Annotated in this window: 11 protein-coding genes; 2 read left to right on the top strand and 9 right to left on the bottom strand. The window is 45.8% G+C overall.

The window, feature by feature from the left end; all coding sequences use genetic code 11:
• Window positions 1-45: 45 nt before the first annotated feature.
• The 6 genes from AC6H3C_RS01765 to AC6H3C_RS01740 form a co-directional block, all read right to left on the bottom strand.
• Window positions 46-621, bottom strand: a complete 576-nt coding sequence (locus AC6H3C_RS01765; RefSeq protein ID WP_497518851.1) for an RNA polymerase sigma-70 factor — start codon at window positions 619-621, stop codon at window positions 46-48.
• Window positions 622-789: 168 nt separating this feature from the next.
• Window positions 790-1,893 carry a glycoside hydrolase family 88/105 protein gene (locus tag AC6H3C_RS01760; RefSeq protein ID WP_497518850.1) on the bottom strand — a complete coding sequence of 368 codons (1,104 nt, stop codon included), beginning with the start codon at window positions 1,891-1,893 and terminating at the stop codon, window positions 790-792.
• Between the two features lie 159 nt (window positions 1,894-2,052).
• Window positions 2,053-4,212 (bottom strand): RagB/SusD family nutrient uptake outer membrane protein, encoded by a 2,160-nt coding sequence (locus AC6H3C_RS01755; protein ID WP_497518849.1) that lies wholly within the window; start codon window positions 4,210-4,212, stop codon window positions 2,053-2,055.
• Between the two features lie 18 nt (window positions 4,213-4,230).
• Window positions 4,231-7,806 (bottom strand): SusC/RagA family TonB-linked outer membrane protein, encoded by a 3,576-nt coding sequence (locus AC6H3C_RS01750; protein ID WP_497518847.1) that lies wholly within the window; start codon window positions 7,804-7,806, stop codon window positions 4,231-4,233.
• Between the two features lie 93 nt (window positions 7,807-7,899).
• Window positions 7,900-8,916: a FecR family protein gene (locus AC6H3C_RS01745; protein ID WP_497518846.1), complete on the bottom strand. Its 1,017-nt coding sequence runs from the start codon at window positions 8,914-8,916 to the stop codon at window positions 7,900-7,902.
• A 90-nt stretch (window positions 8,917-9,006) separates the two neighbouring features.
• Window positions 9,007-9,603: an RNA polymerase sigma factor gene (locus tag AC6H3C_RS01740; RefSeq protein WP_497518844.1), complete on the bottom strand. Its 597-nt coding sequence runs from the start codon at window positions 9,601-9,603 to the stop codon at window positions 9,007-9,009.
• 159 nt (window positions 9,604-9,762) lie between these two features.
• Here AC6H3C_RS01740 and AC6H3C_RS01735 point away from each other — a divergent pair, with 159 nt between their 5' ends.
• The gene (locus AC6H3C_RS01735; protein WP_497518843.1) at window positions 9,763-11,133 is read left to right on the top strand and encodes an NAD-dependent succinate-semialdehyde dehydrogenase; all 1,371 of its coding nucleotides are present in this window, start codon (window positions 9,763-9,765) and stop codon (window positions 11,131-11,133) included.
• Between the two features lie 105 nt (window positions 11,134-11,238).
• Here the strand turns inward: AC6H3C_RS01735 and AC6H3C_RS01730 are convergent, their stop codons facing one another.
• Window positions 11,239-12,438: a PAS domain-containing protein gene (locus AC6H3C_RS01730; RefSeq protein ID WP_497518841.1), complete on the bottom strand. Its 1,200-nt coding sequence runs from the start codon at window positions 12,436-12,438 to the stop codon at window positions 11,239-11,241.
• A 170-nt stretch (window positions 12,439-12,608) separates the two neighbouring features.
• Window positions 12,609-15,359 (bottom strand): alpha-amylase family glycosyl hydrolase, encoded by a 2,751-nt coding sequence (locus AC6H3C_RS01725; protein ID WP_497518840.1) that lies wholly within the window; start codon window positions 15,357-15,359, stop codon window positions 12,609-12,611.
• A 111-nt stretch (window positions 15,360-15,470) separates the two neighbouring features.
• Here AC6H3C_RS01725 and AC6H3C_RS01720 point away from each other — a divergent pair, with 111 nt between their 5' ends.
• On the top strand, window positions 15,471-16,718 hold the full coding sequence (locus AC6H3C_RS01720; RefSeq protein ID WP_497517007.1) for an IS4 family transposase: 1,248 nt from the start codon (window positions 15,471-15,473) through the stop codon (window positions 16,716-16,718).
• A gap of 171 nt (window positions 16,719-16,889) precedes the next feature.
• Here AC6H3C_RS01720 and AC6H3C_RS01715 read toward each other — a convergent pair whose 3' ends face one another.
• Window positions 16,890-18,920, bottom strand: coding sequence for a DUF8037 domain-containing protein (locus AC6H3C_RS01715; RefSeq protein WP_497518839.1), 2,031 nt, complete (start codon window positions 18,918-18,920; stop codon window positions 16,890-16,892).
• Window position 18,921: the final 1 nt, after the last annotated feature.

Raw genomic sequence — 18,921 nt, 5'->3', positions numbered from 1 at the left:
TACGGATAAGACGGAGAAACCTATTTTTACACGTACTGTGAAGAACTAAAATGTGAAGAAAAATTGGAAAAGGTAGTCTTTCAGGTCTTTACGAAGGATTTTCAGTGCATTCGTAATTTGTGTTTCAACGGTGCGCTGCGAGAGTTGAAGTTTTTGTGCAATTTCGTGTGATTTTAAACCGTCGTACCGGCTTAAAGTAAATATTTCGCGGCAGCGCGGCGGCAAACGATCGATTGCTGTTTCGATCATCTGTTTCAGTTCGCTTTCGGCCCAAAAATCATTCCCGTGGTCTGTTTCCTGGTACGTTTGACGTTGGGCATATTTTTTTTGGGTTTCGTTTTTCCGGATCAAATCGATGCAGTTGTTTTTGACAGCGCTTGCCAGATAATACCTGACAGACGGAGACTTGATGGCCTTCCGGTTTTCCCATAACCGGATAAATGCCGACTGGACAATGTCTTCGGCCAGTTCCATGTCGTGCAGGTAGCGATCGGCAAAAACAACCAAGCCGGTGTAATAATATTCAAAAAGCAGGCTGAAGACTTTCCGGTCGCCTGCCTTTAACCGTTCAAGGAGAAGATCGCCTCCGGGGAATGCGTTGGTATGTGAAGGTTTGGTCAAATCCTGAATTGTATAGGTGTCGGGTGCTAAATTACAGATAAAATTACATGATTGACCCATTCGGGGTCAATCATGTAAAGTTTTTCAATCTATCCGTGAACAGAAGAAACTGCAGAATCGTTGGTTGCCGTGATGACAATGGCGCTGCCTGTGGTGGCAGGTACTCTGTTATTTTTCCAAAAGAGCAGCCACGCACCAAAGATAAGGTCCCTGCCCATGATAATCGCCGGTTCTGCGCGGGCGGTCATAATAATACTGTTTGTCATTCTTTTTATTCGTTCCGACGCAAACCTCGGCCACAGCGCCTTTTTCATCGACATAAGGCACTAAAGCCATCCAGGCTTTCCGGGCAACCGGAGCATATTCTTCGGCGTTTAGCCACCCTTTTTTGACTCCTGTAATGAGTGCATAAGTAAACATGGCTGATCCGGATGTCTCGGGCCAGCAGTCCGGTTCATCAATCAGTTGATTCCAGATACCAGCTGGCGACTGATATTTCTTTAAACTTTCCATCATCCTTTGATAGCCTTGCATAATACGGGGGTAGTCTTTATGATGATCGGGTAAGTAACGAAGCAATTCGGTAACACCTGCCGTCATCCATCCATTGCCCCGCAACCAATAATACGGAACATCCGGAGCATGGTAGAAGAGACCGTTCGGGCGTTGCAACTCATCTAAATAAAGTACCATTTCCTTTGCTGCCCGGTCAATATATTTTGGATTTCCGGTCACTTTATAGGCTTGGGTTTGCACAATGGTAATCATGTACATGTCATCGATCCATAGGCGTGTTTGCCAGGTATAGCCTTTTTCTGCCCATTCTTTTTCCTCCGGTTTTGCGTTATCGGGAACTTCCCATTGGGTGTCTGCGTACGGCAGTCCCAACTCAAAATACCGTTTCTCTTTTGTAAGTTTATAGAGTTCGAGAGGTAAGCTGCCGAACATATTTAAGTCGACATGATTTTTTATCGGTAATAGCTCTTTTTCGGTCGAAAACAGTGGCTCAAATTTGTTTTGCAGAAGCACGAGAAGCTCTTTGTCGTTCGTTATTGCTGCAAACTGAAGAGCTCCATTCCAATAAAACGTTTCCGGGTAACTGATCCATTTTCCGGCATGAAGTGCATGTTTGGCATCGACAAAACGGTATGCGACAAGTTTTCCTACCTCCTCGGGAGTATATCCGCCGGGTAAATCGGTTAACAGAGTTGTTTGGGCGGTTAAAAACCGGAAAGGGAAAAGGATTAATAGGATAAATATCGGTTTACGCATGGTCATGTTTTTATCTGGTTAATAAGAAATTGTTCTCCTGATAAGTAATGTGTATTACATAAGAGGGCGCTTCAGAAGCCTGAAACACCCTCTTTTCATTCATTCTTATCCTTAGCTGTCTTTAAAATCTAATCTTGGGGAGATAAATTTATTTGGAAATTAATTCGTTGTTCTGTCTTCGTCGGCTACGGCATCTTCCCAGTTATCCCATTTCGGTGTATTGGGGTCATATCCGTCGTAGCCATAGTTCTGGCTCAATTCACCTTTATTGTTAGCGGTAATTGAGGCATTAAAAACAGGCCAGTAAATATTCTTTTTGTCCATCGTGTAGTTGATGTTATTTTTTGTTGCAACAACCTGGATAGGGCCTTTGTTGTACATGCTGTAATGTATAATGCGCTGGTACCAATAACTTCCGCCATTGGAATCGGTGCCGCTCTGTTTGTCAAAGTTGTCCAGACTGTAGGTATTACCCCATTCGTCAGGCTTTCCGCTACGGGCAAGACACAGCGACACGCGGGTTAATTCCACATTGCGCCATTCTTCCCAGTACAGCTCACGGGCGCGCTCGTTCATGATATCACCAATTGTGACGGAGCCATCATACAATTCAGTACATTTTGCTCTACTTCTCACTTCATTTACATCTTCGGCAGCTCCGGCAGCGTCGCCCAGGTAAAATTTAGCCTCTGCCCGCAGCAAATATGCCTCTGCCAAACGGTAAAGATACCAATCGGCTATTCCCCCGTTCGTGGCGCCTCTGTTTCCGTCAGAGCCGCTTATGTTGGCCTCGTTCACGGGATCGTCCAAATAGAACTTGTAATGGGGAACATCAAACCAGCGGCGGATCGTATCGCTGCACAATAACCTTCCGTTGTCACTAAAAAGAGTGACCGGATTTCCAAATTCTGAAGATGCTTTGTTGTTGACGCGGTAATCCTCCATACGCACCCAGTTACCTACTACTGAATTATGACGTAAGTCGGTTTCATCCATCCGGCCATTAACTTCCCACAGAGTATGAGTTTGAAAGTATGTGGGACGGAATGTAGCAATGCCGCGCCCGAATGCCCTCATATAATCATACTTTGAATTGTAATCGCCACTGTTTCGCTTGATATTCATCAATGCCTGTTTTCCATCTTTTGATTGTATCGCGCTGTTAAAAACGAACGGATATAAGATACGCATGGTAAGCATTTTAACAAACGATTCAGCTTCGGCGCCACGGTTAGGCATACCCATGATGACCTCTTTATTGGCAGAGATAAGTTTATTTTCGGCGCGGTGCAAATCCCAGATCACATTCCGGGTAATCGGCCAGGTGGCAGGTTCGCCTCCATCGTTGAATGTTCCGAAATTATTCTGCATGAGCGAATATCCCGATCCTTCAATTAATATATCCGTTTGCTCTTTGGCTTTGGCATATTCACCCAATGCCAGGTAACATTTGGCAAGCAACATACGGCAGGCACCTTTATTTACCATGCCTGTCAGGGGCATATCTTTTTGGTCGGGTACCCATTGTACGGCAAACTCCATATCCCGGGTTATCATTTGCAGGATCGCTTCGCGTTCTGTGCTGCGGTAATTTTGCTTGGGCACATCTACCACCTTGGTTACAAGCGGCACATCGCCAAATTGAAACACCAGGGCCATGTAGCGGAAAGCACGGTGAAAATAGGCTCTGCCCTTGTAGGCATTTTTTGTGGCTTCGTTCAATTCTTCAACGCCATCCACATATTGGATGACGGTGTTGGCATAAAGAATACCATTATAGGTTTCCCTCCAAAAATACCAGATACTGTTTGTCCGGTCGAGATGGTTCACATTACTTGTACTTTCACTCGTAGGAGTAAGCATATTGGCCACATTGTCAAGCATGGCAGTTTTGTCGGTCGCACTGGCCACCATCAAATCGGAGAAGATATATTCTGTCCCCAGACTCAGCATTTCATTATGGTCTGTCGCCCAATATAGCTTGAGGTGGCGGTCGCAGATTGCCATTGCCGACATCAAACCTGATTCGGTACTGAATGTGGCTCCGGGTTCGTAAAATGACAACGGGTCGGGCTCCAGAAAATCCTGCGAACATCCGCCGAGTAAGATGATACTACCTATAAATAAGACAAGGCATATATGATTCAGTTTTTGAGTGATCTGTTTCGCTCCGCGCAAATTACTCATGCCCGGCAAACCCAAACAAGCTTGTCTTTGCTCTTGTTTATTCGTAATTTTCCGGCTAAGGCCGGCAAATTGCTCGCGCTTGGCAAAGCTCAAACAAGTTTGGCTTTGCTCTCTCTCATTCACAATTTTCATATTTGTTGTAATTAGAGGTTAAAAAGTTAAATTCAATCCCAATGTATAAATGCGTGTGGCCAATCCGCCGCCACTATCAAAGGCCGGGTTCGTTTCAGGATCGCCGTATTCCCAGTCTTTTGCCCAAGTGGCAACGTTGCGGACAGAGCCGTAAACTTTGACACGCTCCAGGTCAAATCTCGAAGTCCACTGCCCGGGCAGTGTATATCCTACTGAAATATTCTCGAAACGGATAAACGAACGGTCGTACAATTTTCCGGGATTGGCAGCTCCTGTGGGGCCCTGGGCTTCAATACGCGCATACTTGTTAGTCGGGTTATCGATCGTCCAATATTCCTTTGCAGGCACGTTTTGCAGGGCATAACTCATTCGTCCGCCGTCATCATCATTATTCCGGTAGAAGGTTGCCAGACTTTTGTGTCCCATATAAGAGTAAATGTTGAATGATATGCTGAGGTTTTTCCACAATTCAAACTCGTTACGCAACGACCAGTGGAAAGGCGGCGCTGTTTGTCCGAGAAACTCCTTATCGTTGTCGTTATACACGGGCTTCACAGAGCCGTCGGCATTTACAACATCATCGGCAGTATAGTTGTTGGCTACTTTAGGGTCGCCGGGCACCTGACCGTATCTTTTTGCTTCCTCTACCTCATCTTTTTGCCAGATTCCGGTAACCCGGTAGTTCCAAATAGTGCTGATGGGTTGTCCGATAAACCAGCCGTTTGTTTTATCGTCCATTTCTTTTGTTCCGGTTACATTTCCATCAACATCCAAAATATCCTGGTTTTCGTAATAAAGGTGTTTTATCACATTCCTGTTGTAGGAGAAACCAAATGTGGTCGTCCATTTCAAATTGCTGTTATTCAGATTAACCGAGTTTATCGAAATCTCAATTCCACGGTTGTCCACCTGTCCCAGGTTGGTGGTAATGCTCGAAAATCCGGTGAATTCGGGCAAACGTTGCGGCATAATCATATCGTGGGTTCTCATATCGTAATATTCGATACTTCCCGATATGCGGTCTTTTAGGAAACCAAAATCGAGCCCGACGTTCCAGGAAGCAGTTTTTTCCCATTGCAACGTTGGATTTGCCATCCGGTTAGCCATTAAATAGCGGTAAAGTTCCAATTCGCCCGATGAGTTGATGTATCCCTGCATTTTACCTGCTCCTTCATAAAGGTTTGCCAGCGCCAGGTAAGGACTGCTCAGCGAGCGGTTACCGTTTTTACCGTAGGATACACGCAATTTACCGTTGTTCATCACATGGTCCCATTTGAAGAACTTTTCGTTTGTAAATGCCCATGCCAGCCCGACCGACGGGAAAGTGGCGTACGGATTGGATGAACCGAAAGCAGAATATCCATCCCTGCGGACCGACGTGGTGAGCATATAGCGATTGTCATACGAATAAAACAAGCGGGCCAGTAAAGCATCTGCTGTTTCACGCGTGTCACTGGATGAAAAAGTACTGTTTTCTTTGGTGCCGTTTTTGGTGTTGTGGAAGCCTAAAGCATCGGATGGTAAGATATTTCTGGCTTCGATGCGGTCTTGCCAGTACTGGCGTTCCTCGGCTTCGTGTACAAGGGTCAGGATTACGTGATGTTTTTCAAGAAATGTATTGTCCCAATTGATGGTATTGTTGAGCGACCAGTCGAAACGCTTGGCCTGCTCGCGGTTTACACCACGTGACGCGGGATCGGAGCCCGGTAAATCGGCCGACATAAAATAACGGTCGTAAAAAAACTGGTAACGCGGCGAGGCGTTGAACGTGTAAGTGATATGAAAAGGCAACGTTACTTTGGCATTCAAAATACTGTTTAATACGGTATAGCCCTTTTCCAACTCCAGGTATTTTTTCTGGAAAGCGTAGTTATAACCCCTTTGGCTGTATTCGCCACTCAGGGGATACTGCACCGGATTTCCTGCCTCGTCGGCGTAATCGGCATAAGGGCTGTTGCGCAACTGGTAATCCAAATCTACGCCAACGCTACCATCCGACCGATCCTGAAAATTTACGTTAGCGCCGATCTGGAGCCATTTGGTCACAGTCGCATCGACCTTCATGCTGGAGCGTATTGCCTGGTATTCATCGCTGACCAATGCGCCCTGATTCTTCAAATAACCCATCGAAAAATAGTAGTTAACCTTTTCGCCGGCACCGCTGATACTGGCATTGTAGTCCTGGTTTATGCCTGTCCTGTAGGTGTGCTTCGCCCAGTCGACGGTTTTGCCGGCAAGGAGATTTCTGAGCGCATTTCCCTGGAATCCAAGCCTCTTTGCCCAGATGCTCAGGTCAGAGTCTCCACTTTCGTTAGTGGTATAAGCCCTCCATGCATCAACAGAAACATTTGCAGGAAGTTGGTCAGATCGCATAAAAAATCCGGGCTGATTGGCATAGATGCCGGTTTGATAGGCTTCATATTCACCTGTTGAGGCATTTACACCATAGGTATTCTTTGTAAGCCAATCCTGACGATGTTGTAAATAATCTTTTGTGCTGAACCGTTTCCGGTAATCGCTTTCCTGGGTCCAGCCAAAATTCGAACTAATATTTATAACCGGTTTCCCCTGTTTCCCCTTTTTGGTAGTAATAATGATCACACCGCTTGCCGCCTTAGCCCCGTAAACGGCTGCAGCCGAAGCATCTTTGAGTACGTCGATCTGAGCAATGTCGTCGGGGTTGATCTCGGAAAGTTCTCCGTAAAATTGCATTCCGTCAAGAATGATCAGTGGGTTGTTGTGACCTCCTTCGTCATAAACCGAACGCTGTCCGCGTATTTGCATGGTACCTCCACCTTTGGCCGAAGCGTCGTAGCCGACCTGCAAACCAGGCGTACCCCGTAGGATATCCTGCACCGTTTTTGGATTTTCGTTCGCAATCCGATCGGGACGAATTTGCGTGATAGAACCAGTCAGGTCCTTCTTTCTCATGGTTCCATAGCCAATGGCGACTACTTCGCCAATGCCAATTGCTTCCTCTTCGAGTCTGACATGGATTGAAGATTGATTTCCGACAGGGATTTCCTGGCTTTTCATCCCCACAAACGAAAACACCAACACCCCGTCGGCAGGAATGCCTGAAAGCGAATAATTCCCCTCGCCATTGGTAATTGTTCCCAGCGTAGTGCCTTTTATAACCACGGTTACACCAGGCAGAGGCATACCGGAGTCATCGGTTACTTTCCCCGAAACCGATTTGTTTTGTGAACCGAACGAGTTTTGCTGACTTACTTCAGACGACAACACGATTTGCCGTTCGATAATCCGGTAGGTAACATTGGTTTCCCGGAATAGCTGGTCAAGAATGACACTGATTTGCTGGTCCTTTACCTGGATATCCGTTTTACGTTTCACATCAACCAGGTTTTTATTGTAGAGGAAATAAAAGTCCGATTGATTCTCGATTTCATTCAGGATTGTTTCGATGCTGGCGCTTTTAAAGTCCAGTGACAGTTGGGTTTTCTGGGCATAGCCCGAAATGGCTTGGGCCTGGAAAATACTCAGAATGAATAAGAATAAGCTCCATCTCATCATGCGTAATGGTTTTTTAAGGGCACACCAAAGGTATGTCCATCGTTTCCGATTTTTTTTCATAAATTTACAATTCAAAACGGTTAATAATATATTATTGTTAATCATTAAGTATGTCAGGAAAGTGTGTCAGCGCTTTCCTGATTTTGTATCTGCCTATTTTGTTTTCTTATGGATCATGATCTTTTTTGTTGAATAGCTTCCATCGATGCCTAATTTTCGCTCTTGTATCTCATAATGGATTGGCGCTGTAAAAGCGAGCAATCTCAGTACTTCTTCCAGTGTTTCGTCTTTAAAAGTGGCCTGGTAGAGGTGATTCTTTAATTGCTTATCCTCCATCACAAACTGCACGTTGTACCAGCGTTCCATCTTTTTTAGCACGCCCGAAAGCGGTTCGTCGCGGAAAACCAGCTTGCCGTCTTTCCAGGCGGAATGGATGCCGGCATCAACTTTCGATATTTCCCCTTTCTTTTGATTGGAATAAAGCACAAAGCGCTCTGCCGGTGAAAGGATCTCTGAAAATACCTTGTTTCTGCCATCCAGCCTGACCTCGCCTTCTTCCAGAACAACATCAACAAAATGGTCTTCGGGGTACGCTGAAACATTAAATTTGGTTCCCAATACGGTAATATCCAGGGCGGGGGTTTTCACGACGAATTTTTGATGATTTTTTTTGGTCACTTCAAACCAGGCCTCACCGCTGATTTTTACTTCCCTGTTTTTGAAATCAGCCGCGTATTGGATGCTTGAAGCGCTGTTGAGCCAGCCGGAACTCCCGTCGGGAAGCATAAACCGGGTCCGGGCTCCTGCCGGAGAATGAATTTGTACCCAGGCTTCCTCGTGGAATTGGTTGCTGTTGATTAACAGATAAGCTGTAACCAAGAGAATTGGAAATAATAGTACGGCGGCAACCTGCCGGTAAAAATGCCAAAGGTTCCTTTTTCTGCTCTTTTCGTCCAGATAAATTTGCCGCTGGATTTTCTGCAAAATGAAATTTAAATCTTTCCCGGCTTGCTGTTCTTTAAATTCAAGCCAGTTTTGGTGAATCAGTTCGTCAAGCTGTTCCGTTTGCCCGTTTTTTTCAAACCAGGATTTTAGCTGCCGATAATCATCAGGCGTATAAGTCCCTTTAAGGTACCTGTTTAAAATTGCGCTGTCAATTTCTTTTTTCACGGTTAAATTCTTTACGGATGGACGCCGGTCTGCCTTGTTTGCTTATTATATCCTTGAGGGAAGCGTATCCCCCACAAGGAGAAAATTTTTTTATTGGCGGATAAAAAGATGGTAGAAAAGAAAACCTCCGAAATGATCTTTCTGCAACTCCGACCTTAAAAAGTTCAATGCCCTGGTCAGTTGGTTTTCAACGGTTTTTGGTGTGATTCCCAATTCCTCGGCAATTTGTTTGACCGGTTTGTCGTGTTGTTTGCGTTCGATAAATATCTGCTTTCGTTTTTCAGGTAATTGATCGATGAGGGTCTCCAGTTTGTTTAGCAGGTCCTGGTAGGTGACCGAAGACTCCACCTGATCGTTTCCTTCGAAAAATTGGGTGGCCAGTTCGTGTTTGTACTGATCTGCCCGGGCTTTTCGGTTAAAAAAACGCTTGATGAAGTTTAAGGTGATGGTAAACAGGTAAGATTGAAAAGAGGTTTCGGTTTTAATGTCTTTCCGCTTTTCCCAAAGTTTCAGAAAAACCTCCTGAACAATCTCTTCGGCGTCAGATTCTGACTTTAAGTAGGCGAGCGAAAACTGATGGAGTTTATGGCTGTATTTTGAAAAGATTTCTTCAAAAGCAAACGGGTCGCCTTTTTGCAGTTTTCTAATTAAGGTGTCGTCGTCTTTATGAAAAGGTATCTTTTTCAAGCTAAAACAGGTTTAGGTACTGATGCCAAAAGTAAAGATTCTTTGCGATTTTGAAATGGTTTGCCGATTTTTCGGATCGAAATTCCTTGGGAACGATCTCGCAAAGAATGGTAAGCCTCATTTTTTTATAATTTTGAAAGAATACGAAATTTCAATCTTATGCAATCAATCAACCCGTATACAAATAAGCTCATCGAGACCTTTAACAACCACACCGATGCTGAAGTTAACCACATGATCCGCGAAGTTGATCTGGCCTGGGAGTCTTGGAAAAACAGCTCTTTTGCAAAGCGTTCGGAATGGATGGTTAAGCTGGCCGGCTTGCTGGTTTCGAGGAAGGAAGACCTGGGAAGATTAATTACTTCGGAGATGGGAAAAGTGATCCGGGAAGCAGTTGGCGAGGTTGAAAAATGCGCCTGGGTTTGCCGTTATTATGCCGAAAATGCAGCCGCTTTTCTTCAAAACGAAACCATTCAAACCGAAGCTTCCGAATCGTATCTCTGCTACCGGCCCATTGGGACGGTTTTGGCTGTTATGCCCTGGAATTTTCCTTTTTGGCAGGTTTTTCGCTTTCTGGCTCCCGCGCTCATGGCCGGGAATACCGGAATTTTGAAGCATGCAAGCAATGTACCCGGTTGTGCCCTGGCAATTGAAGAACTGGTTAGCGAAGCGGGTTTCCCGGCAAATGTTTTCCGAACGGTTTTGGTGGACGGTTCGGCGGTAAAAACCATCATTGCCAATCCGGCAATCAAAGCGGTGACGCTTACCGGCAGCGCCCCGGCCGGAAAGGCTGTGGCATCGGCGGCAGGGGCAGCGCTAAAAAAATCGGTACTGGAACTGGGAGGCAGCGACCCTTACCTCGTTCTCGACGACGCCGATATTAATGAAGCTGCACGTCTGTGCGTATCGAGCCGTTTGCTGAATGCCGGGCAAAGTTGCATTGGCGCCAAACGTTTTATCGTGCTCGAAAAGGTTTATGATGATTTTAAAGCTGAATTTCTGCGCTTAATGCAGCAAGCTACTTTTGGCGACCCGATGGCTGCCGGTACTACTATTGGTCCGCTGGCCCGTAAAGATTTGCGCGACGAGCTTCATCAGCAGGTCATGCAAAGTATAGGGCAGGGGGCCACGGTGCTTTGTGGCGGTTATATTCCCGAAGGCGATCCGGCCTTCTATCCTCCTACTGTTTTGGAAAATATTAAACCCGGCATGCCGGCTTATCACGAAGAATTGTTTGGCCCGGTGGCTTCGCTGTTTAAGGTGAAAAGCGTTGACGAAGCAGTTAAGATGGCGAATGATACGGTTTTTGGGCTGGGGTCCGGCATTTTTACGGCCGACAAAGAAGCCGGGAAAAAGCTGGCCGAAAAAGGACTGGAAGCCGGTTGCGTGTTTGTCAACGACTTTGTGAAATCCGATCCGCGGCTGCCTTTTGGCGGGGTGAAGGAAAGTGGCTATGGCCGCGAACTATCGGTTGTCGGGATCCGCGAGTTTGTAAATATCAAAACGGTGGTCGTGTCAGGTCAACCGTAAACAGGCAGAAGGCAGGAGTTTAATTTTCACGAAAGGGTGAGTCTCTCGTTCTGACTCAGACCGCCAGTTTAAACCTGTCGTGACATTCGTGAGATGAAGTGGTTTTTATTCGTTGCCCCAGTCGAGCAGCCGTTTTTCTCCTTGTAGTTGCTGAATAGCGCTGATTTCCTGGGCCACTTCGATCACTCCCTTGTAACTCCCGTTTTCATCGCGCAGGGCAAAGTACCGGATCAGTATTTTTTCGTCTTTAAAGTTGATCCAAAAGCTGGCGACCTCTTTTTCGCCATTCCGGAAGGCCGATACAATTTCTTCGACAACATGCACGCTTTCGGGTGGATGGCAGTGATGCACCTTGCGGCCAATAACGGCTTTTGTCCGGGGGAAAATACGTTTCTTCGGGCTCGAAAAATAACGGACCGTATCGTGTTCGTCCACAAAGGTGATATCAACGGGCAGATGGTTAAAAATCAGGCTGATCTGTTCCGGGGCAATCGTTCCGCTTCCCAGGTTGATGCTTGTTCCTTCGGCAAAAACCGGTCGCGAGGGGCTTTCGGCCTTTTCGGGAAACACGTAGGGAAAACCAATCTCCAGGCTGTCTGTCAGCATTTGCTCAATAACCGGCTGCGGGATGGTTTCGAGGATATGCGGAAACAGGATGCGCTCTTCGCGGAAACGGATGGCGAAGAGGTTGAAAAACAGGTCGCCGGTCAGGCGGTTAAATGCTTTCAGCTCAAAGTCGCCGGATTCAAGCAATTTTTGTAGTTCGCTCATTTGTCTGCGAATATCGTCGTGGTACGACCACATCAGTTGCACGCAACGAAAGTCGGGCCAATGGGTTTCGAGGGCAGGGAAGAGCACGTTTTCTTTGATTTGGTAGTGTTTATGGAATAGTTTTAGCCGGTTGAGCTTGTCGTTTAAATCACTGCGGGCTTCGGCATCAAGGGGATTCTGGTTTAAGAGCCTGATGGCCGGTTTCATCGATTTCAGCAGGTTTTCCATTTCCATGTTATTCCGGGTAAGCAAATCCAGAAAACTGTCTGCCGTGGGTTTTAAAGCCGGGTAAGCCATCAGCGGAATATGAAATAAATGCAGGATCTTATTGGTAGTGGTTTTCAACGCATTCAAATCCGTTTGTTCGCCCACCAGCACGTCAAAAAGCGTGATGACTTCTGCCGGCACAACCTCAGCGATTAATTTTTCATTGGCCTTCACCAGCTGGGCTTTATCATTCGTTTCCATCATTTGTCGCGCGAATTCGGCCAGCCTCTGTACGCGTTCTTTTCGCTTATGGGTAAATTCCGACATATCTTTTTTCTTTTTACCGTTTTCTGTTTTTCAGGTTCATGCACACAAACCCGATTTCTTCAGTTTCTTTGAAACATGGTTGTAATTTAGAATATAATCCCGAAAAATCAGGTTGAATGGTATAAAAAACAGCTTACACCGGTTTTTCAGGTTCAGTTGTGAAACCGGGATTAATCCGCATGGCTTTTTACGAACTTCCGGGTTTCAATGCCCTCATCGCTAAATACCTGAATGAAGTAAAGACCGCTGTTGAATGAGGCCACATCCAGGCTTAGCTCATCCCGGTTCGTCTGAATTTGCATGAGCAATTTCCCGTCAAGCGTGTAAATACTGATTTGTTTCATTTCGTGCGGCGACCGGATGTGAAGGAGCCGGCCAACCGGGTTGGGGTAAATGAATAAGTCCGTTATTTCTTCGGGTTCTTCAGGTTCTTCAGGTTCTTCAGGTTCCGGGGTTTTAAAAGCAGGCAGTTTCTGGTCGGAATACAGGCGATATTCTCCGGCATCCAACGGGATGGATACCGAAGTGGAAGCGATCTCAACGCTTTGACCGGTGAAAAATTCGTGCCAGGTGCCGGTATGTTTGAAAGGTGCGCTGATCGTTTTTTGGCTTAGTCCAAAATTACCGATCAGGCTGATATGGTGATTTTCCAGGTTAAGTTGAATGGATTTCATTTCACCGGCCAGGTTCAGGGTTTCGGTGCCCGAGGTAAACACCGGGAATTGTTTTCGCAGTGCCATCATGGCGGAATAAATCTTGAAAAGTTCTTGGTGATCCGGGTCGTCCAGATATTCCCATTTCAGGGGTTTTTCGCCTACCCGGTCGTTGTAGTCGATGGAAACATCGTAGCCAAACTCGCCAAACTGCCAGATCATCTTCGGTCCGGTGAGGCAGAAAAAAAAGGTAGCGGCCAGGGCGTTTCGTTTTAATGAGGTTGCGGTGTTTTTAATGTTGTAAGTTCCGGAAGCGTTCCCGTAAGTCAGGTTTTTGTACATCAGCCGTTCTTCGTCGTGGCTTTCCATGTAGGCCACCAAACCGGGCTGCGTAAAACCCCGCTTTTGCCACGAGGCCCACGAGAAATCTGATTTACCGCCGTCGTGATACCCCATGGTTGCTTCGTTGAAATTGTAATTGGCATTTCCCCAAACCAGCATCCCGTTCTGATAACTGGTCAGGATTTTTTCTTCAGAATTGTCGGCGAAGTGTTCCAGGATGATGACGGCTTCCGGGTTTACGCTCCAGATGTGGTCGGCCATGCGTTTCAGAATGGCGATGCGCGAAGCATCGTATGCGCTTCCGTCGCCGGGGGTGTTGGTAAAGCCTTTGGTAAAGTCGAAGCGGAAACCGTCTACTTTGTATTCGGTGAGCCAGTAACTGGTTACGCTGTCAACAAAGGCCTGGGTATGGGTACTTTCGTGGTTAAAGTCTGATCCCCAATAAAAAACCGGATTGGGGGAACTCGCATTAAACCACGGGTTATTCGCTGCCGGGCGGTTGTTGGTGGCGTCCCAGTAGAGTTGAGCCATCGGGCTGGAGTTATACGCGTGGTTGAGCACCAGGTCCTGAATGACAAGAAAACCCCGGCGATGGCACGAATCGATCAGTTCTTTCAAATCGTCTTTTGTTCCGTAAGCCTTATCCGGGGCAAAATAATAATTTGGGTTGTAGCCCCAACTGCTGTTTCCCTCAAACTCGCTGAAAGGCATAAATCCGAGGGTATTCACACCCAGGCTGTCGAAATAATCCAGGTTTTCGCGAATTGAGGTATAGGTTTTTTCTTCGGTAAAATCGCGGATCAGAAGCTCGTAAATATGCAGGTTTTCTTTGGGAGGAATGGGATAAGCATTTGTTTGCCATTGATAGGCAACCTGCCCGGTTTGTAATACCGATGCCCGCCCCTCGGTTTTTCCGGCCGGATAACTGATCAGGTTTGGATAAACGGTTGACGAAATATAATGATCGTCATACGGGTCGCTGATTTTATCGCAGTACGGATCGCCGATTCTGATCTCACCATCGATAAAATACTGGAAAATATACTCTTGTCGGGGGGTCAGGTCGGCAACAGTCAGCCAAAAGTAGTCGCCATCTTTTTTCATCTGGTAAGCTTCGTCGACCTGCCAATCATTAAAATCGCCGATCACGTAAACAAATTCTTTTTCCGGGGCCCAAAGGACGAATCCGGCTGAATGGTCATCCGGGTAGTTGATTCCTTTTTTATAACCGGCCGGTTTAGCTTGCAGCGTAACGTCTTCCTTGATATAAACCGAAACTGAATCATAAGCAGTTGCGTCTCCCGCCGTAATTTTGGCGATCAGCCAATTTCTCCCCGATTCAGTGGGCAGGTAGTTTGTTGTGATTTCTTTTCCGGTGGTTTCGGCTAATGGTGTGTCATTAATATACAACGAGATTGTTCCTTCGATGGAGGAGATGGCAGAAACGGGGATAACTTCATTTTTTTTTAAAATGGCGTATTCGGCCGGGCTGGTCAGGTTTACGAAAAGACCTTCTTCAAAAACACCGGTAAACAAATCGTTGGTTTGCTTTGAGCCATCGGCCGAACGGAAAACGAAAGCGAGTTGGAGTATTTTTTCGTTTGCCGGCACCCCGTAAAACGAGTTGATATCGGGCGTAATGGTTAGTTCGTAAATGCCGTCGCCCCGGTTGGTCAGTTTGGGCTGGGTGGTATTATTTCCCCAGGTCCCGATGACGTGCTGCCAATCCGGGTTTCCTTCAATTTTAACACCGGTATGCGCGTATAAGTCGCCGGTAAACTTTCCCAACCTGTTTTCTTTTGATGAATCAAACGTGATGGTTACACTTTGGGAAGCTACCGGAAAAACCGGCTCGGTAGTGACCTGCGCACGAGTTTGAAAAAAGAAGAAAAACAATATTGAAAGGAGTAAAACCCGGGTTCCCATGGCGTTTATTTTAAAAATTTATCACTACTGAACGGGGAAAAAAATAAATAGGGGTTACTCCCCGAAGGTTTGGCCCCATGTTGTAAGTTTGTTTTGCGAAAAAACTTCAACATGAGCAAAAATACAGAAATAAATTTTGTCGGACAGCCGATTTTCAAACAAGTGATTAGTTTAATAGAGGGCATCAGTTTGACCAGTATAGTAAAGAAGCACAATGCTGATTATTACTATAAAGCTTTTAAGGCAAAGACACATTTGATCACGGTTCTCTTTGGCATCTTTAGCCGGTGCGACTCGATGACCGAGATATGTGAAGGGCTGCGGGCTTTGGGCGGAAAGCTGAACCATTTGGGGCTTGAAGAAGCGCCAGCCAAAAGTACCGCTTGCGATGGGATGCGCAACCGGGACAACAAGTTCTTTGAAGATGTTTATTTTAAATTGGTACACCATTATCAAAGTTTTTTGTCGGACAGCCGAACCTTTGGCCTCACCTTTAAAGAAGTCTTACTGATCGATTCGACCACGATCCGGTTATTCAGTGATATTCTGAAAGGAGTTGGACGCAATCCCAAGAACGATGGCAAAAAGAAAGGCGGGCTAAAGGTTCATATGCTCATTGATGCAGTACAATCGGTTGGACGGTTTATTAAAATAACCGAAGCCAAAGTACACGACAAAAACTTTTTGAAGGAACTGGAACTGATCTCGTACAGTATGGTTGTTTTCGACCGGGCCTATAACTATTACCATCAGTTTGCCTTGTGGACAAGTAAATCGGTCTTTTTTGTTACCCGGATCAAGAAAAATGCCCTTTATACGGTCATTGAAGTGTTGCAGGAACATCAAAAACAGAAAGGAAAAGCAATGGTACTTCGGGAGGAAATCATAGAAATTGAGTACTCTCCTGAAGATGAAAATGGCAAAAAACAAACAAAGCAGAAGAAAACCCTTCGCCTGAAAAAAGTATGCTATCAGGATGAAAAGAACCGGTATTATGAGTTTATCACCAATAGCATGGATAGTACGGCCGAAGAAATAGCGTTCTTATACAAAAAACGGTGGGGCATCGAGCTGCTGTTCAAAAAAATGAAACAGAACTTTCAGCTTCATTACTTTTACGGGGAAAACGAGAATGCCATTCGCACACAGGTTTGGTGCACCTTAATTGCACAATTGCTAATGACAGTGATTCAAAAGATGGCCCAAACAAAAAAAGCATTTTCAGTTGTGGCTTCGTTAGTTCGCATACATCTGATTAGTTTGCTTGATGTATTTGAATTGCTTCGAAGTACTAACCGAGAATACTTGAAACAAAGAGGGTCACCAATATCAAATATGCAAACCAGTCTTGCTTTTTAGCAGGGGGTGACTTTTGAAATAGAAATAATAACAATTGATTATCATGCAATTAAAGATCAAAAATCTCAAATCTGCATGTTAGTCGGATAATAGTGATTGTTTATACAGAAGCTGAAATAAAAGGTTGCCCGGAAAATCCCGGGCAACCTTGATAAAAGAAATTTCGCAAGCTTAGTTTTTTGTAAACGTTAAAGTGCGTTTCGCCAAACTAAACTTTATGGTGTAGTTTCCGGCGCCATCCGGAGTTGACATGTTCGGGTCGCCACCTTCGAAATTAAGCATTCCGTATTTGAATTTAAACCCACTATTCCAATTGCCGGCCTCAGCAAAAATTTTGAAAGCATCGCCGGCCGACAAATTTGTAGTGAGGGTCCATTCTTTGTTGGTATCGTTCCAGGTCATTTCAATACCTGCATTGATATTCCATTCGTTGGGAGAACCAACCAGATACATTTTTCTGGTCGCAATGAGTTCTTTGGTGTAAGCCATATTATACGTATCGATGGTCAACTTATAATATCCTTCTCCCGGAGTTGAAATATTTGGATCTCCACCTTCAAGAGATAATTCGCCAGGTTTACCTGCTGCATCAAACTCTTTATAACCTGAGTTCCAGTTCCCGGTTTCATAGAAGAATTTATATCCTCCGGAAGCATTCATGTCAACATAAGTTACCCATTTCCCTTCTCCTGCATAGACCATGTTAAAACCGTTGTCGATAGACCAGCCTGCGGGGGTAGCATCTCCAACGAGGGTCATCTCAGCATCTAAAACTGAATATTTATAAGAGCTGACGCTTGTGTCGTACCAAACAGCGATTCTGTATAATTTAAAGTCAGATGAAGTATTTCTGCTTGGAATATCTTTGTTTTCTCCTCCCAGCGAACCGCCTTTGGGATCTTCTGAATCGTTGATCCTGCCCATTCCGTTATCCCAACTACCTTTTACCGGGAAGAATTTAAAGTCTCCGCTCTTTAACGGAACATATCCCATGTAGGCATTGTGCCCCGGACGCCATTTTAACTCAATCGCGTTGTCGATATTCCAATCAGCTTCAGTTGCGCTGCCCACCAGGTATATTGCGGCTTCTTCGATTTTGTAGGTGCCTTTATTCAGGTCAAGCGTTACGAAGTAAGTTTTGTCTCCGCCGTCAAACGTGATGTTGCCATTTTTGCCTTTGGGGCCGACGATGCCACTGGAACCGTCGCCTCCGAGGTTGCCCCAATCCAGGTCGCCCCAGCTTGGCTGGCCGACAAATTTGAGCATGGCACCGTCTTTAATAGTCGTTTCAAGCGTGAACACACCTTCCGACTTTTTAATCATCGCCGGCGAATTCTCCGGGTTCCAACCTGCTACGGCGTCGCTATAATCGCCCACCAGGTAAACATTTGCCGGGTTGAAGGTATAGGTTGTGGCTCCCTCCACATACGGTGCAATGGTCAATTCGCTGTTGGTAAAGTCGGCTTTTACTTCGTACCAACCGGTTTCGCCCGTGAATTTGAAGTTTCCGTCGTCGTCGCCGGCGGCTGAGATGTTGCTTGAAACCGTAGCGAATTTTCCAAAGTTATAATTGTATCCGTCGCTTGTTTTGTCGGAAAAACGGAACAAGCCGTCTTTCGTCAACTTCAGGTATTTGAGGAATACATCGCCGTCTTTCATTGTTGCCAACGCACCGGAACTGTTAGCCCCGACCGGAGTTGCAGTTCCGAATATAAACAAATCAGCAGGAACCGGAACGTCGAGGTAGGGCGTCACTTTCATTGAAAAGGCCGAAGTGTAAAGATTTGCCAGGTCCTCATTGGCCGCGGCCCTGACGCGCAATTCGATTTCAACCTTTTCGGCAGGCGGATAACGATTGGATAAAACAGCATTAAGGCCGCCAATAGTTACATTCATTTCTGTTGCTGAAATACGTGCAAACTCGAGCGGGTTGGCAAAGTTACTGCCTTTGGTATCAACCTGCAGGTAATACCTGACACCCATTTTATCCGCATAAGTTGCAGCCGACCAGCTTAGTGAAAACAGGGTTTCATTCTCGTAACGTTTGAAGAGAACCGTATCAAGATCAGCTGGGGGAGTGGTTTCCCAAACCGGGGCTGTCCCCTGAACGACGGATGTGACCGGCGGAGTCATAAAATCTTCTTCGCAGGAGAAGGCAAAAACCGCCAGAATCAGAACCAGGAAATAGCTTATATTTTTCATA

Source organism: Gaoshiqia sp. US2 (assembly GCF_059705485.1).
The sequence above is the reverse complement of the archived record's forward strand: the minus strand, read 5'-3'. Positions and strand labels throughout refer to the sequence as shown.

Coding starts and splice junctions, on each gene's coding strand:
- AC6H3C_RS01760 (WP_497518850.1), bottom strand. CDS start 1,893: ATGCGTAAACCGATATTTATCCTATTAATCCTTTTCCCTTTCCGGTTT.
- AC6H3C_RS01755 (WP_497518849.1), bottom strand. CDS start 4,212: ATGAAAATTGTGAATGAGAGAGAGCAAAGCCAAACTTGTTTGAGCTTT.
- AC6H3C_RS01750 (WP_497518847.1), bottom strand. CDS start 7,806: ATGAAAAAAAATCGGAAACGATGGACATACCTTTGGTGTGCCCTTAAA.
- AC6H3C_RS01735 (WP_497518843.1), top strand. CDS start 9,763: ATGCAATCAATCAACCCGTATACAAATAAGCTCATCGAGACCTTTAAC.
- AC6H3C_RS01730 (WP_497518841.1), bottom strand. CDS start 12,438: ATGTCGGAATTTACCCATAAGCGAAAAGAACGCGTACAGAGGCTGGCC.
- AC6H3C_RS01725 (WP_497518840.1), bottom strand. CDS start 15,359: ATGGGAACCCGGGTTTTACTCCTTTCAATATTGTTTTTCTTCTTTTTT.
- AC6H3C_RS01720 (WP_497517007.1), top strand. CDS start 15,471: ATGAGCAAAAATACAGAAATAAATTTTGTCGGACAGCCGATTTTCAAA.
- AC6H3C_RS01715 (WP_497518839.1), bottom strand. CDS start 18,920: ATGAAAAATATAAGCTATTTCCTGGTTCTGATTCTGGCGGTTTTTGCC.